General features: G+C 33.2%; 13 protein-coding genes and 3 tRNA genes. 13 read left to right on the top strand and 3 right to left on the bottom strand.

What is annotated here, in order from left to right:
- The first annotated feature begins 45 nt into the window (after nt 1–45).
- The 6 genes from OH806_RS14150 to OH806_RS14125 all read left to right on the top strand — a co-directional run bounded on the left by OH806_RS14150 (nt 46) and on the right by OH806_RS14125 (nt 7364).
- On the top strand, nt 46–843 hold the full coding sequence (locus OH806_RS14150) for a hypothetical protein (RefSeq protein WP_264744323.1): 798 nt from the start codon (nt 46–48) through the stop codon (nt 841–843).
- Between the two features lie 152 nt (nt 844–995).
- Complete coding sequence (locus OH806_RS14145; RefSeq protein ID WP_264744322.1) at nt 996–3092, top strand: gliding motility-associated C-terminal domain-containing protein; 2097 nt, start codon at nt 996–998, stop codon at nt 3090–3092.
- An 85-nt stretch (nt 3093–3177) separates the two neighbouring features.
- Nucleotides 3178–3702, top strand: a complete 525-nt coding sequence (locus OH806_RS14140) for a DUF1572 domain-containing protein (RefSeq protein ID WP_264744321.1) — start codon at nt 3178–3180, stop codon at nt 3700–3702.
- Nucleotides 3703–3708: 6 nt separating this feature from the next.
- Entirely contained in the window at nt 3709–4380 is a 672-nt protein-coding gene (locus tag OH806_RS14135) for a hypothetical protein (protein WP_264744320.1), read from the top strand.
- A 67-nt stretch (nt 4381–4447) separates the two neighbouring features.
- A complete protein-coding gene (gene mtaB / locus OH806_RS14130; RefSeq protein WP_264744319.1) occupies nt 4448–5794 on the top strand; it encodes a tRNA (N(6)-L-threonylcarbamoyladenosine(37)-C(2))-methylthiotransferase MtaB in 1347 nt (448 codons plus the stop codon).
- A 52-nt stretch (nt 5795–5846) separates the two neighbouring features.
- Nucleotides 5847–7364, top strand: a complete 1518-nt coding sequence (locus tag OH806_RS14125; protein ID WP_264744318.1) for an FMN-binding glutamate synthase family protein — start codon at nt 5847–5849, stop codon at nt 7362–7364.
- Between the two features lie 76 nt (nt 7365–7440).
- Here the strand turns inward: OH806_RS14125 and OH806_RS14120 are convergent, their stop codons facing one another.
- Nucleotides 7441–8196, bottom strand: coding sequence for a hypothetical protein (locus OH806_RS14120; protein WP_264744317.1), 756 nt, complete (start codon nt 8194–8196; stop codon nt 7441–7443).
- A gap of 55 nt (nt 8197–8251) precedes the next feature.
- Here OH806_RS14120 and OH806_RS14115 point away from each other — a divergent pair, with 55 nt between their 5' ends.
- Complete coding sequence (locus OH806_RS14115) at nt 8252–8689, top strand: RNA-binding S4 domain-containing protein (protein ID WP_264744316.1); 438 nt, start codon at nt 8252–8254, stop codon at nt 8687–8689.
- A gap of 8 nt (nt 8690–8697) precedes the next feature.
- Here the strand turns inward: OH806_RS14115 and OH806_RS14110 are convergent, their stop codons facing one another.
- Nucleotides 8698–9213, bottom strand: coding sequence for a shikimate kinase (locus OH806_RS14110; RefSeq protein WP_264744315.1), 516 nt, complete (start codon nt 9211–9213; stop codon nt 8698–8700).
- Between the two features lie 116 nt (nt 9214–9329).
- Between OH806_RS14110 and OH806_RS14105 the strand changes: the two genes are divergently transcribed.
- From OH806_RS14105 to OH806_RS14095, 3 genes are all read left to right on the top strand, one after another.
- Nucleotides 9330–9402 (top strand) — tRNA-Lys (locus OH806_RS14105).
- A gap of 36 nt (nt 9403–9438) precedes the next feature.
- Nucleotides 9439–9521 (top strand) — tRNA-Leu (locus tag OH806_RS14100).
- A gap of 76 nt (nt 9522–9597) precedes the next feature.
- A tRNA-Lys gene (locus OH806_RS14095) sits at nt 9598–9670 on the top strand.
- 188 nt (nt 9671–9858) lie between these two features.
- Here OH806_RS14095 and panC read toward each other — a convergent pair.
- Nucleotides 9859–10707, bottom strand: coding sequence for a pantoate--beta-alanine ligase (panC, locus tag OH806_RS14090; protein WP_264744314.1), 849 nt, complete (start codon nt 10705–10707; stop codon nt 9859–9861).
- A gap of 169 nt (nt 10708–10876) precedes the next feature.
- On the opposite strand from panC, the gene OH806_RS14085 reads away from it, so the two are divergent.
- The 3 genes from OH806_RS14085 to glmS are packed head-to-tail and all read left to right on the top strand — an operon-like array spanning nt 10877 to nt 15086.
- Complete coding sequence (locus tag OH806_RS14085) at nt 10877–11647, top strand: glycogen/starch synthase (RefSeq protein ID WP_264744313.1); 771 nt, start codon at nt 10877–10879, stop codon at nt 11645–11647.
- A 13-nt stretch (nt 11648–11660) separates the two neighbouring features.
- Nucleotides 11661–13208: a DUF4270 domain-containing protein gene (locus tag OH806_RS14080; protein WP_264744312.1), complete on the top strand. Its 1548-nt coding sequence runs from the start codon at nt 11661–11663 to the stop codon at nt 13206–13208.
- 24 nt (nt 13209–13232) lie between these two features.
- Entirely contained in the window at nt 13233–15086 is a 1854-nt protein-coding gene (glmS, locus tag OH806_RS14075) for a glutamine--fructose-6-phosphate transaminase (isomerizing) (RefSeq protein WP_264744311.1), read from the top strand.
- Nucleotides 15087–15121: the final 35 nt, after the last annotated feature.

The following is a 15121-nucleotide window of genomic DNA, read 5'->3' as shown; positions in this document are numbered from 1 at the left end:
ACTAACTTTAAGGTGTAAATTTTTGATAATCAAAAACTTCATATTATGAAAAAAGCATTTTCTGATGAAGATTTAATCAAGAATCTGAGTTTATACTATCTGAATCGACATTTGAAAAAAAAGCCGATAGAGAAGTATTATCGTACAATAGATGAATCTCCGCTCCATGATCGTGATAAATACAAGAAAAAGGCAGAGATTTTATTGCTGAATTCTTTTATGCACCATTTTCCGGAAGTTAAGTTTGAGAATTTAACTTGTGAGAGCCCCGATTTTATTGCAAAATTCAACGATAAAAAAATAGGAATTGAATTAACTGAAGTTATCAATCACCTTGAAATGAAAAAGGTTGAAAGCAATTTGAATAAAATTTTCCGTCAGGCAGAAATACTATTAGAGCAAGAAGACACTACGAAATATCGTGGTGTTTATTTTTTAGAATTCTACCCCAATATTAAGTTAGATACTTTGGAAAATCATGAAGAAATTATCCTGAATATTTACAAAAGCATCAAAAAAAGAAAAGCCATTGGTTGTGTGAAAAGTTTGCGAAAATCTTTCCATCGTAGAAATGTTTTTATTACCCATGAGTATAATATGAATCTTTTTGATGAGTTGTGTTCGGAGAAAATTCTGGAATTAATTGAAAAGAAAAATGAAAAATTTCCTTACTATGACAGCTCTGTTGACGAATGTTGGCTGGTTATTGTTTCGGATATGAACTCTATTGCATCACGGTACACTTTTATACAAAATAAAGAACATTTGCGTGAGGTGAAAAGCCCTTTTCATAAAATTTTTCATTTAGAAAATCTATGTGGAAATATTATAAGTATTAAATAGTTTTCGTTGTTTTGTTTTTGAATTTTTAATAATTTTTATATTTTACGCTTTAATTCATTGCTTTTTCTGGGTATTATTGTTTTTTATTGAAAAATGTTTATATTTGATATTCATTATACACCATAAACTTTAATAACCTTTGAGAAAAATATATGAAAAAATCTTTACTGTTTTTCCTATTACTTCTTTCGCAAACATTTTTTTCACAGGCAGATTGTACATCTGCATTGTCTGTTTGTGGAAACTCTAGTATTACCTATTCTCCTACAGGAATTGGTGCTGTAAATGAAAGCTTAGGTGGGTGCTTATCAACGGGTGAGCATAACTCAATATGGTATAAAATTACTATCGCTACTGGTGGAACACTGACTTTTGATTTGGTTCCTACGGATCCGGGTGCAGATTATGATTGGGCAATTTACGGTCCGAATGTTACCTGCGGAAGTTTGGGAGCCCCAATACGTTGTAATGCAGCAACAGTCATCGGGGTTGGTGCTTCTACAGGATTAAATCTGACGAGCACAATTACCAATGCGGCAGGTGGCTCTTTGACTCCTTATTGTAAATATCTGGATGTTTTGCCAGGACAAACTTATTATTTGTACATAGATAATTGGGTGGGAGCAGGAAGTACTACAACCGCTCCGTTCTCTTTAACTTGGGGAGGGACGGCAACATTGGCATCGCCATTCACAGATCCTGCAATCCAGCCACATCCTTTTAGTCCTCCAGGAAATCCGGCGGCTAATCCTGCAGATCCGAGAGAAATAATTGTGTGTAACAATCCTACAATTTTTGATTTTAATAGCTTATCAACAGGTATTTTGAATGGAAATCCGAATTTTGTGATAAGTTATCATACCTCTCAAAATGATGCGCTTTCTGGAGCTAATCCTATTTTAACTCCACAGACAGTAAGTACAACTGCAACATATTATTATAGCATACATTATCAGGATCCGGCAAACCCGAATAATCCTATTAATTCTTGTAGACAGGTAGGTGCTTTTAAATTTAAGCAAGGAACGATTACAGGAACTAATGTAACGATGTATGGTTGTAATAATAACAATGCAGGAACTGCAACATTTGATCTTACAACGGCGGCTGTTTTTGCAGACCCTACGGCAACTAAAAAATATTACCCTTCATTAGGTGACCTTAATGCGGGAACTAATGAGATTTTGACGCCAACATCATATGTTTCTGCGGAAGGAGCAACATATGTGAAAATAACATCTCAATACGGATGCGTAGGAACTGCGGTTATTACTCTCAATTTTCATCCTGTTGTTACTGTAACTGAGGCTATTTTAAGGTCTTGTTCTATAGAAAATAATCCTTCAACAGCTTCTTTCAATCTTACGACGGCTTTAGTGAATTCGCAAATAGGAATGACGAAAAAATATTATCCATCATTAGCCGATGCGATTAATGGAACAAACGAAATATTGGCACCAGCGAATTATATTGCACCAAATGGTGTAGCGTATATAAAAGTAATCAACGGAAACGGATGTTATGCTATAGCCAAAGTAACTTTAAATGTGATACCTTCAGTTTATTCTTCTGTATTAAAAGACAAAACGATTTGTATTGAAGACAAAACTACATTGGATGCAGGGCCAGGATTTAATGGATATCAGTGGAGTACAGGAGCAACGACTCAATCTATCGACAATGTTGGGGTTGGAATCTATTGGGTGAAACTGAAAACAGGAGATTGTGTCGTTACACAAACCGTGAAAGTGAATCCTTCTGAACAACCTGTTATTTCAAGCATTGATATTTCAACTAACACCGTGACTGTAAATGTAATTGGTGGTACTGCGCCGTACAAATATTCTATGGATAATGTAAACTGGCAAGATTCTAATGTGTTTAATAATGTTTCAAGAGGAGATCATATCGTTTATGTAAAAGACGCTTATGATTGTGAGCCTATTAATGTAAACATTGTTGTGCCAAATCTTACTAATGTCATTACGCCAAATGGAGATGGGGTAAATGATATTATTGATTATTCAGCTTTAGGAAATAAGCAGAATCTTGTGTTTGATATTTTTGACAGATATGGAAATAAAGTTTTCCACGTGGATAAATTCCGCGGATACAAATGGGACGGAACCATGGCAGGAAAGAAAATTCCGACAGGAACATACTGGTATTCTATATCATGGAATGAAAATGATAAAAAGAATACCCAAATTAAATATTCCGGATGGGTAATGGTAAAGAATAGAGATTAAATTTATAATTAAGATAGAAAAACCGTCATAAAAATGGCGGTTTTTTATTTTTAAAGTTTTTAAATTGAATAGCTAAATTTTAATTATGAAAGATTTATTCATAAAACGTTTTGAGTATTATAAAATACTTGGTGATAAGTCGTTTAAGCAACTTTCAGATGAGCAGTTTTTTTGGCAGTATAACGAAGAAAGTAATTCGATAGCTATTATTGTAAAGCATATTGCGGGAAATATGCTGTCAAGATGGACGAATTTTCTGACAGAAGATGGAGAAAAATCATGGCGAAACCGTGATGAAGAATTTATAAATACTTTTAAAACAAAACAGGAAGTTTTAGAATATTGGGAAAAAGGTTGGAAATGTCTTTTTGATGCTCTAGAGCAAATCAATGATGAAAATTTATATTCGACGATTTATATAAGAACTGAACCACATTCGGTGATTGATGCGATTTTTCGTCAATTGGCTCATTATCCGTATCACATCGGGCAGATTGTTTATATTGCAAAAATGTTGAAAGATGATGATTGGAAGACTCTTTCTATTGCAAGAAATAAATCTGAGGACTTTAATAATGAAATGAAAAATAAAATTTCAGGAGAAAAATAACAGATAATGAATGATTTTAACATAGATAAAGATAAAGGAATTGTTTCTAAAAGATTCTCGGAATTCGATATTTCTAAATTTTCTTCTGCTTGTAACTTCATCGCTGAATTGCCCTATAAAAGAAATCAGAATAAAGATAATATAACATGTGTTTTTGATGATAACGGAGGAACTTGCAGTACAAAACATGCAGTATTAAGAAAATTAGCACTTGAAAACAATCAGGAAAATGTAAAACTAATGCTTGGAATTTTTAAAATGGATGCAGAATATGCTCCTTCAATAAAAAATACTTTAGATAAATATCAGCTTAAATACATTCCTGAAGCACACAATTATTTGAAAATTGATAATCAGTATTTTGACTTTACTAAACCTAATTCAAGTTATAAAAATTTTGAGCAAAAAATTTTACTTGAAACCGAAATAGAATACAATCAGATAAGCTCTGAGAAAATATTACTTCATAAAAAGTATCTTGAAGAATGGTTAGTTGAAAAAGGAATAAAATATACATTGGATGAGGTGTGGGAAATTCGGGAGAAATGTATTGAGGACTTACAGAAACAAGATGTAGAAAAGATTAAAACAAATTCTTCGGAAGAAGATTTTAACTGTAATTCTTCTCCTGTTTGCTTTCAAAACAGTCCTGAAGTTCGAGATGAATACAAACAATAGTTTTAATCAGTTTAAAAATCATATTAAAATTACTATCTTTGCACCCATAAAATTCAGGAGTACACAAATGTCAACTTTTCACAGGACTGCCGCATTTCATACACTTGGCTGCAAATTAAACTTTGCGGAAACATCTACTATTGCCCGTCAATTAACAGATGCTGGTTATGAAAAGGTGAGTTTTGATGATAAAGCCAACGTTTATATAATCAATACTTGTTCTGTAACCGAAAATGCAGACCGTGAATGTAAACTTCATGTGAAAAGAGCAATGAAAGCCAATCCCGATGGTTTGGTGGTTATTGTCGGTTGCTACGCTCAGTTGAAACCTGAAGAAATTTCGCAAATTGAAGGGGTTGATTTGGTTTTAGGAGCCAAAGAAAAATTCAATATTTTGAGCTATCTTGATGATTTGGAAAAATCAGAAAATCAAGGTATTGTTCACTCTTGTGAAATTGAAGAAACAGACTTCTTTATCGGAAGCTATTCCATTGGTGACAGAACTAGAGCTTTTCTGAAAGTTCAGGATGGTTGCGATTACAAATGTACCTATTGTACAATTCCTTTGGCGAGGGGTATTTCTCGTTCCGATACTATTGAAAATGTATTGAAAAATGCAAAAGAGATTGCGGAAAAAGATATCAAAGAAATTGTTCTTACCGGAGTAAATATTGGTGATTACGGAAAAGGAGAATTCGGAAACAAAAGACATGAGCATACCTTTTTAGATTTAATTTCGGAGCTTGATAAAGTGGAAGGAATTGAAAGGATTCGTATTTCTTCTATTGAGCCGAATCTTTTGAAAGATGAAAGTATAGAACTTGTTTCTAAAAGCAAAAGTTTTGTACCTCATTTTCATATTCCGTTACAATCGGGAAGTGATGATTTGTTGAAAAAAATGAAGCGTCGTTATCTTACTAAATTGTATAAAGACAGAGTTGCGAAAATTCGTGAAGTAATGCCTGATGCAGCAATTGGGGTAGATGTTATCGTTGGATTTCCGGGAGAAACAGAAGAGAAATTTTTGGAAACATATAATTTCCTTAATGAACTTCCGATTACTTATTTGCACGTTTTCACATATTCTGAAAGAGAAAATACGGAAGCTGTGGATATGGAAGGTGTTGTTCCTATTCTTGAAAGAAAAAAAAGAAATAAAATGCTAAGAATTTTATCTGAAAAGAAAAAAATGGCATTTTATCAGACCCAGCTTGGAAAAACGCTTCCTGTACTTTGGGAACACGAAAACAAAGATGGTAAGATGTTTGGCTTCACAGAAAACTATGTGAGAGTCCAAAAAGACTTTGACCAGGCATCTGTAAATCAAATAGAATTCTTGAATTTAGAAAAAATACTGTCAGATGGCACGGTTTCTGTGCAGTCTTCTTACGAAAGTTTTTTAGCAAAGGCATAGTTTCTTTGCAAAATTTCTACTAAATTTAATTTAAACTTTAAATATTACATTCATGAGAGATAAGTTTTTATCTTGGGGAATTGTATTAGTGATTGCTACATGGATAGTGGCATTACTAATCAGAGCGCATTATTGGATACCCATTCTTTTGTCCGCAATCTATGTGTTGGGAGTTTACAATGCTTACCAGACAAAACATGCCATTCTAAGAAATTTTCCGGTTTTGGGATATTTCAGATACTTTTTTGAAAGTATTTCTCCGGAAATGCAGCAATATTTTATAGAAAGAGAAACAGATGGAAAACCATTTCCAAGAAATCAACGTTCTGCGGTGTACAGACGTGCTAAAAACTTAAGTGATACTGTAGCTTTTGGAACTCAGCTTGAAGTGAATCATAGAAAATATGAAGGAATTAAGCATTCTATTTATGCTAAATCTCCTTCAGAGGAACTTCCAAGAGTTTGGGTAGGAGGTGAGCAATGTACTCAGCCTTATCATGCTTCTTTACTGAATATTTCGGCTATGAGTTTCGGTTCCTTAAGTGACAGAGCTCAAATTTCTTTAAATAGAGGTGCTAAAAAGGGTAATTTCTATCATAATACAGGAGAAGGAGGTATTTCTCCTTATCATTTGGAAGGAGGTGATTTATGTTGGCAAATTGGAACCGGATATTTCGGATGTAGAGATGATGAAGGAAAGTTTAATCCCGAATTATTTACAAAATATTCCACACTTCCGAATGTGAAAATGATTGAGATTAAATTATCACAGGGTGCAAAACCTGGACATGGTGGGGTTTTACCTGGAGTGAAAAATACTCCGGAAATTGCAAAAATCCGACACGTACAACCTGGTGTGACAATTATTTCTCCGCCTTCACATTCAGCCTTTTCTGATGCAGCAGGACTATTGAGGTTTGTTCAGCAATTAAGAGAACTTTCAGGTGGAAAACCAATTGGATTTAAATTATGTATCGGAGATACTAAGGAATTTGAAGATATTTGTGTTCAGATGAATGTTCTTAAAATTTATCCGGATTTTATTACAATTGACGGAGCGGAAGGAGGAACAGGAGCTGCGCCGCCGGAATTCTCAGATGGAGTAGGAATGCCTTTGGAACCTGCTTTGATTTTTGTTAACAGAACCCTTAATAATTATAATTTAAGAAATAAATTAAGAGTAATTGCAAGTGGAAAAGTTTTAACAAGCTTAGATATTTTGAGAGCAATTGCAATGGGCGCGGACATGTGTAACAATGCGAGAGGGTTCATGTTCTCTTTGGGCTGTATTCAGGCATTAAGATGTAATTCCAATAATTGTCCGACAGGTGTTGCAACACAAGATAAAATGTTGATTAAAGGATTGGATGTTACAGATAAAGCGGAAAGAGTGTATCATTTCCATAAAAATACGCTTCATACATGTAATGAACTCATTGCTGCGGCAGGTAAAAGTTCTTACGAAGAAGTAGATGCAACAATGTTTATGAGAGGTGATGAATTTGATCATCTTGCAGATTTATACTTCCCTGATATTTTAGGAAATGTAAAACAAAAAGCAAGATCTTAAAAAAAAGATCTTATATCAATCAAAAATAAAACCACTTCAAGCGAAGTGGTTTTTTGTATTTTAAATATAATAAGAATTATTCTTGATCGGCAGGTCGTGTTTCTGATTTGTAAACTTGAAAGTTAAAAACAAAACTTCTGTTTCTGAAAGAATATCCACTGTAATTGTAGTGTGCATCTCTTGCAAAAGCAGCTCTTGATGGAACTATAATTACACCTTGTAAATTGTAAGGAGCTCCATTGTCTTGATTGAATGCTTTAAACTTTCTTATAGCCTCCTGAAATCCTTCTATTTCATAATAGTTTTTATCTTTGCTGGTATCACTAGTTAATACATTCTTTTTCACATAGTAAAACATAGGATCTTTAAATGGGGAGCCACTTCCTTCAAGAGGGCTGTAGCCCGACATACTTGTACCTGCAATGAAAGCAACATTTCCATCAGTATTTGCAGCTAAGTAGGTAGTGGTTTTTGATAAAATCGTCAAAATATCTTTTTCTCCAATAGTAGTTCCTGTTACAGGAGGACTTGAATCTTCGGGTTGAGCTCCAGCTCTTACAATATATACAACCCCTGATGGAAGTGTAATAGGGTTTAATTCAGATAATTTTTTCTCATTATCGTCTGAGGTGTCAGTGCTGCTGAATGCCTTTATATTTCCTTGTGAATCTAAATAATTATTATCTAAAAACTTTTGGATAGACTGATCGTCATAAGAATTCTGCGTTGCAATATCTTCTGGCTCTACGTATGTTGGAGTGTCATCGCCATCTTTTTTACAAGCAGTGAAACACAATGATCCTGCAAGGATATATAAAAATATTTTTTTCATTTCAAAAAACTTTAATTACTTTACAAATAATATAACGGCAAAAGTATAAAAAAATATGAGAATAGATAAATTTTTATGGAGCATTCGTTTTTATAAGACAAGAAATATTGCAGCTGAGGAGATTAAAAAGAATAGGGTGTCCATAGGAGAATCTACCGTAAAGTCATCAAAAGAGGTAAAAGAAGGAGATATTATTAAAATCAGAAAGAATCAGATTGATTATAAGATTAAAGTTATTCAAATTCCTAAAAGTAGGATAGGAGCTAAGCTTGTTCCTCTGCATATAAAGGATGTGACGGATAAAGAACAATACGAATTATTGAAGCTTCGCAAAATGTCTCAGGATTATTACAGGATAAAAGGAGAGGGGAGACCAACTAAAAAAGACAGACGTGATATGGATGAATATACAGAAAATGATATAACATCAGATTTCACAGATTGGGATGATTTTTTCGGAGAAACAGATAATAATTCAGATGATGAAGATTAGGAAAAGCTCTAGAGATAGAGCTTTTCTATTATTTCTGAAACAATTTCTTCCGGGTCACGTGAGTCTGTACTGATGCTAAACTGTGCTTTATTGTAAAATTCATTTCTTTCAAATAAATGTTTGGCAATAAATTCAGGAAGGTTTTCATCAGAAATATTGGCTATTAACGGTCTTTTTTCTTTTTGTTTGGAGAGTCTTTCAGTCAAAGTACCAATAGAAGCTCTTAAAAATATACTTTTCGAATTGTGATTAATAATTTCCATGTTGTTATAATAAACAGGAGTTCCTCCACCCAAACTCAAAACAACATTTTCTTCACCTGCTAATATTTCTTCCAATGTTTCTCTTTCCAGCTTTCTAAAGTAGATTTCTCCCTTCTTTTCGAAGATTTCAGGGATAGTCAATTTATTTCTCTTAGAAATTTCTTTATCTAAGTCAATTAATTTAAAATGTAATTTTTCGCTTAATATTTTGGAAATGTGAGATTTGCCACACCCCATGTATCCGACCAGTGAAATTATCATGAATTTTTTTAAAACAAATTTGCAAAAAAGTTTTGAGATAATGAAAAAAGTCCTATCTTTGCACCACTTAAAACAAGGGACATTACTTAAATGAAACCTTGATGAATAAAGTGACCGACTCGGTAGCTCAGCTGGTAGAGCAATACACTTTTAATGTATGGGTCCTGGGTTCGAATCCCAGCCGGGTCACAAGCAAGAGAATTACTAGATTTTTGTAATTTTATTGCCTGCGTGGTGAAATTGGTAGACACGCCATCTTGAGGGGGTGGTTTCCTAAGGATGTGCTGGTTCGAGTCCAGTCGCAGGCACACTGCAGAAAATAAAAATTAATTATTATTGATATTATAAAAAAATGTTTTATATTTATCAATATTAATAATGACCGACTCGGTAGCTCAGCTGGTAGAGCAATACACTTTTAATGTATGGGTCCTGGGTTCGAATCCCAGCCGGGTCACAAGTTTACTGAAAAGTAAATTTTTTTCATATTAATATTTTGTGATTTGGTGTTTCAAAGGCTTCCTTCGGAGGCCTTTGATTTTTTTATTTATATAGAAAATATGTTGCATATATAATAAAAAAATGCTGCTCATTATCAAAGAGGCAGCACTTGTTATTTTGTTTGAAAATTAATTTTGGTTTAAATTAATCTAAATGCATATTGTCGATTAATCGTACACCGTCTACGACTACAACTATAAAAGCTCTGAAATTTCTGTCTTTATAGAAAAAATCGGTTTCTTTTAAAGAGTCTTCATCTGCAATCAAAAAGTATTCTAATTGCATTCCTTGTTGGCTTTCAAAAATATCTTTTACTCTTTCTTTTATCTCGGGAATTGTAATTACCCTGAACCAATCATTTACTTTTTTTAATGTTTCGTAAATTATTTTTGAGGCTTCTCTTCTGTTTTCGTGAAGGCGTTGGTTTCTTGAACTTAATGCAAGTCCGTTTTCAGCTCTGTAGATTGAAACTCCATGTATTTTAACAGGAAGTTTTTTCTTTTCAACCATTTTTTTTATAATGGCTAATTGCTGAAAATCTTTTTCTCCGAAATAGGCGTTGTCTGGTTTTACTTGCCTGAAAAGTTCTTCTACAACGGTTCCTACACCATCGAAATGTCCTGGTCTTGATTTTCCTTCCATTTCGTTTTCCAGTCCGTCAAAGTCGTAATGTAGGCTTTCTGCCTTTTCGGGGTAGATGTCGACAACTTCAGGGATGTATACAGCATCAACTAAATCAGAATTTTTAAGAATTAAAATATCTCTGTTGATATCTCTTGGGTATTTCTCTAAATCTTCTGCGTTGTTGAATTGAGTAGGATTTACAAAAATTGAAGAAATAACAAGGTCGTTTTCTTCTTTTGCTTTCTTATATAGTGAGAGATGACCGTTGTGTAGAGCTCCCATAGTAGGGGCGAAGCCAATTTTTTTACCCATTTCCTTCTGTCTTTCAATGAAATCCTGAAGGGTTTTCTTGTTTTTTAAAACTTCCATAGTTTATTGTAATGACAATTCAAAAATACTAAAAATATCAATTAATAAAGTGTGTTTTTGATAATTTGAAAATGAGAATTTTCGTAAAAAAATGTTAATTAAATTAATGTTGGATGTTTTTTTGTAATTTTGCACATTAAAGCAATTTTACAAAATTAGATAGAAATTTATGCCGAATCAAAAGATACTGTATATTACTACAGAGATGTATCCATATCAAGAAGATACAAATATGGCTGCAGTCGTAAATAAAATGGCACTTAAGATGCACAATGAGGGCAATGATGTAAGAGTTTTTATGCCAAGATTTGGACAAATAAGTGAGAGAAAATTTCAGTTACATGAAGTTATTCGCCTTTCAGGGATGAATATTATTATTAATGATCTGGATCAGCCACTTATTATCAAAGTAGCATCTCTTCCAGGAGAAAGACTTCAGGTTTACTTTATAGATAACGAAGAGTATTTCAAAAGAAAACAATATTATTTTGAAGAAGACGGAACGGTTTTCGATGATAATGACGAACGAGCTATCTTCTTTGCCAGAGGGGTAATTGAGACGATCAAAAAACTAAATTGGGTCCCTGATGTTATTCATTTGAATGGATGGATGTCTTCATTTGTTCCTTTATATCTCAAAACATACTACGAATCTGATACTTATTTTAAAGATGCAAAGATTGTTCTTTCTTTATATAATGAGAAAGATGCTTCGTTGAGTAAAAATGTTGATGAGAAATTGAAGTTTGATAATATTTCTGGTTTAAAAGCGTTAGATAAACCAAGCTTTCAAAGTTTTGTCGTTGAAAGTATGAATTATGTAGATGTAGTAGTGAAGGGTGACGAGTTTTTAAATGAGGATTTAGATAAAGCTTTCAACGAAACTGCGACTACAAAATCAGAATATTTAGATATAGATTCAATAAATAAAATTTATTAAAAACACATTTTTAATGACTTATACTATTAAAAGAACTTTCGCCGTACTGTTTTTGGCGATTATGGGAAGTGCATTGCTTTATAATTGCGAACCAGATCCGGATTCATTAGGTGAACAATTATTTTTAGACGGCGCTGCCCAAGGAAATGAAAAATCTTTTGACCTTATAGCTTATAATATAAATAATCTTGATACCATTCAAAGTGATGCTTCAAAATTAACATCTGCTGTTCTTGGAGCCTTTAATGAAAGTCAGTTTGGTATGCAGAAAGCTTCATATCTTACTCAATTAAGGCTTTCAACATATGATCCTGATTTTGGAGCTAATGCAGTTGTGGATTCTGTGGTTTTAGCTGTCAAGCCAACATATGCTTCAGATTCTGTGACAACAACTACGAATGAAGATTATATGCATCCAGATCCTGCAGGCAATATTGCTGCTAAAAAAGTGGTGAATACGTACCCTGCAAATAAATATGGGAAAGCTAAAACATCAATGACTATCAAAGTACATGAGGTTAGTGATTTCTTAGATGGATATACAGATAAAGCAAGTTCTGGAACTATATATAATGTAGGTTCGGAAATTGGTTCAAAAGTATTTGATGGTAATGTGAATTTAGTTACAATTACTAAAGATTCAGATGCTTCTTCAATTTATACTTCATCAGCAGTTGGTGTAAGAGTTAATCTAGATCCAACATTCTTTCAGAATAAAATTATTGCAAAGAAAGGTCAACCTGAGCTAAAGGATGTTTCAAACTTTATCAGATATTTTAGAGGTTTAAGAATCTCTGTAGCAGAAGATGATGGTTATTTAATGCAATTTTCGCCAAACGATTTGGAGTTAGTTATGTATTATAAATATGATAAAACTGAAAATGGCACTACGACAAGGCCTCAAACAACATATAAATTTGATTTAGGTGCTGGAAATACTCATATTGGAAGTTATGTTTACAATAGAATAGGAACGCCTGCAAAAACAGCAATTGAAGGAAGTAATCCTACTTTAGGTGATGCTAGGTTGTATACTCAAGGTATGGGTGGTGCATCAATTGGTGTTAAATTCCCAGAAACAACAATCAATCAGCTGAAGGAATTATACCAAAAAGATAAAGCTGCAATTATTAGTGCTAAAATTAGAATATATACAGATTCTAATGCTTGGACAAGTAAATATTATAAACCAACAGCATTTACAATTACTCAAAGAGATATTGTTGATGGTAAAGAGAAGTTTACATTTACAAATGACTTGTTGAAACTCTCAGGTTTAGGCAGTTTTGCTCTTTATAAAGCATATGATTTAGATAAAAACCCTACGTACTACGATTTTACTGTTACTCAATCAGTAAAAGATATAGTGGAAGGAGAGGCTAAATATGCTGATAAATATTTGAAGATAGACATGGGAAGTTTCCTTCAGACAGCTTCAGGTACACTTGCAGGGCAGCAATATACTTCAAGAGCATATACTAGAGATAGGGCTGTTTTCGTAGGAACAGAACCAGGTAATGCAAATAGAATTCAATTAAGAGTTATCTACGGAACAAAATAAATTTTAAAAACACTTGATAAAAATATGTGCGGAATAGTAGGTTATACAGGATTTCAAGACGCTTACGATATCGTAATTAACGGTCTTAGAAGATTAGAATATAGAGGTTACGACAGTGCAGGGATTGTTCTCGAAAGTACAGCTAATAAATTTGAAGTTGAAAAAACTAAAGGAAAAGTTGATGATTTGGTCAATATTTCCAGTCAGTTAAAAGGAACTGCTAAAATAGGAATGGGGCATACTCGTTGGGCAACTCATGGCGTTCCTAGTGATAGAAATTCTCATCCACATTTGTCTAATAACGGAAAGATAGCTTTGGTTCATAATGGTATTATTGAAAATTATGATACTATTAAAACAATGCTTACAAATAAAGGGTTTACTTTTAAATCCGAAACAGATACTGAAGTTTTGGTAAACCTAGTTCAGTACTTTATGGATCTTGATTCAGAAACTGATTTCCCAACAGCTGTAAGATATGCTTTAAATGAAGTTTACGGTGCATATGCTATTACTGTAATGCATGAGGATTTTCCTGGTATTTTGGTTGTAGGAAGATTGGGTTCTCCATTGGCTATTGGTATTGGAGAAAAAGAATATTTTATTGCTTCAGATGCTTCTCCTTTTGTTGAATTTACAAAAGAGGCAATCTATTTAGAGGAAGGTCATATGGCTACAATTTCTTTAGAAAAAGGGGTTGATATTCGTACAATTAATGATAATTCTAAAATAAAGCCTGAAATTCAAGAGCTTAAATTGAGTTTAGAGCAGATTGAAAAAGGCGGATATGAGCATTTTATGCTTAAAGAGATTTTTGAGCAGCCTAAATCTGTTCATGATACAATGAGAGGGAGACTTCTTGTGGATGAAGGAATTATCAAGATGGCGGGAATATGGGATCATATAGAGAAATTCAAAAATGCAAACAGAATTATTATTATTGCTTGTGGAACTTCTTGGCATGCAGGTCTTATTGGAGAATATTTGATTGAAGAATATGCAAGAATCCCTGTTGAGGTAGAATATGCATCAGAATTTAGATATAGAAATCCAATTATTACAGATAAAGATGTTGTTATTGCAATTTCTCAATCAGGAGAAACGGCAGATACAATGGCAGCTTTAAAACTTGCAAAAGAAAAAGGAGCGTTCATTTATGGTATTTGTAATGTAGTAGATTCTTCTATTGCGAGAATTACAGATGCTGGTTCATATACTCATGCAGGACCTGAAATTGGGGTTGCTTCTACAAAAGCCTTTACAGCTCAGCTTACTATTCTTACTTTAATTGCGTTTAAATTAGGAAAACACAATGGTAATTTAGGAAATGCTGAATTTATGAGTTTGATTTCAGAATTAGAAGCTATTCCAAAGAAAATTGAAGAAGTATTAAATACTACTCACGAATTAACTCAAAATATAGCTAAAGATTTCATTAATGCTACAAATTTCTTATATTTAGGAAGAGGATACAATTATCCTGCTGCTTTAGAAGGTGCTTTGAAGCTTAAAGAAATTTCTTATATTCATGCTGAAGGTTATCCTGCTGCTGAAATGAAGCACGGACCAATTGCTTTAATTGATGAGAATATGCCAATTGTTATTATTGCTCCTAAAAAAGGGCATTATGATAAGATTGTAAGTAATGTTCAGGAAATTAAAGCCAGAAAAGGAAAAGTTATAGCTGTAGTAAATAAAGGAGATGAACAGGTGAGTGCTATGGCAGACTATGTAATTGAAATTCCGGTTACTTCAGAATGTTTCTCTCCAATCGTTGCATCAGTGCCTTTACAGCTACTTGCGTATTATATTGCTGTTTATAGAGGTGCGAATGTGGATCAGCCGAGAAACCTTGCAAAATCTGTAACTGTGGAATAAAAAAATAGTTGAAATAAAATAAAATTAGATTTCTT

The sequence above is a fragment of the Chryseobacterium oryctis genome (assembly GCF_025971925.1).
In the GTDB taxonomy this organism is placed as follows: Bacteria; Bacteroidota; Bacteroidia; order Flavobacteriales; family Weeksellaceae; genus Chryseobacterium; species Chryseobacterium oryctis.
The sequence above is the reverse complement of the archived record's forward strand: the minus strand, read 5'-3'. Positions and strand labels throughout refer to the sequence as shown.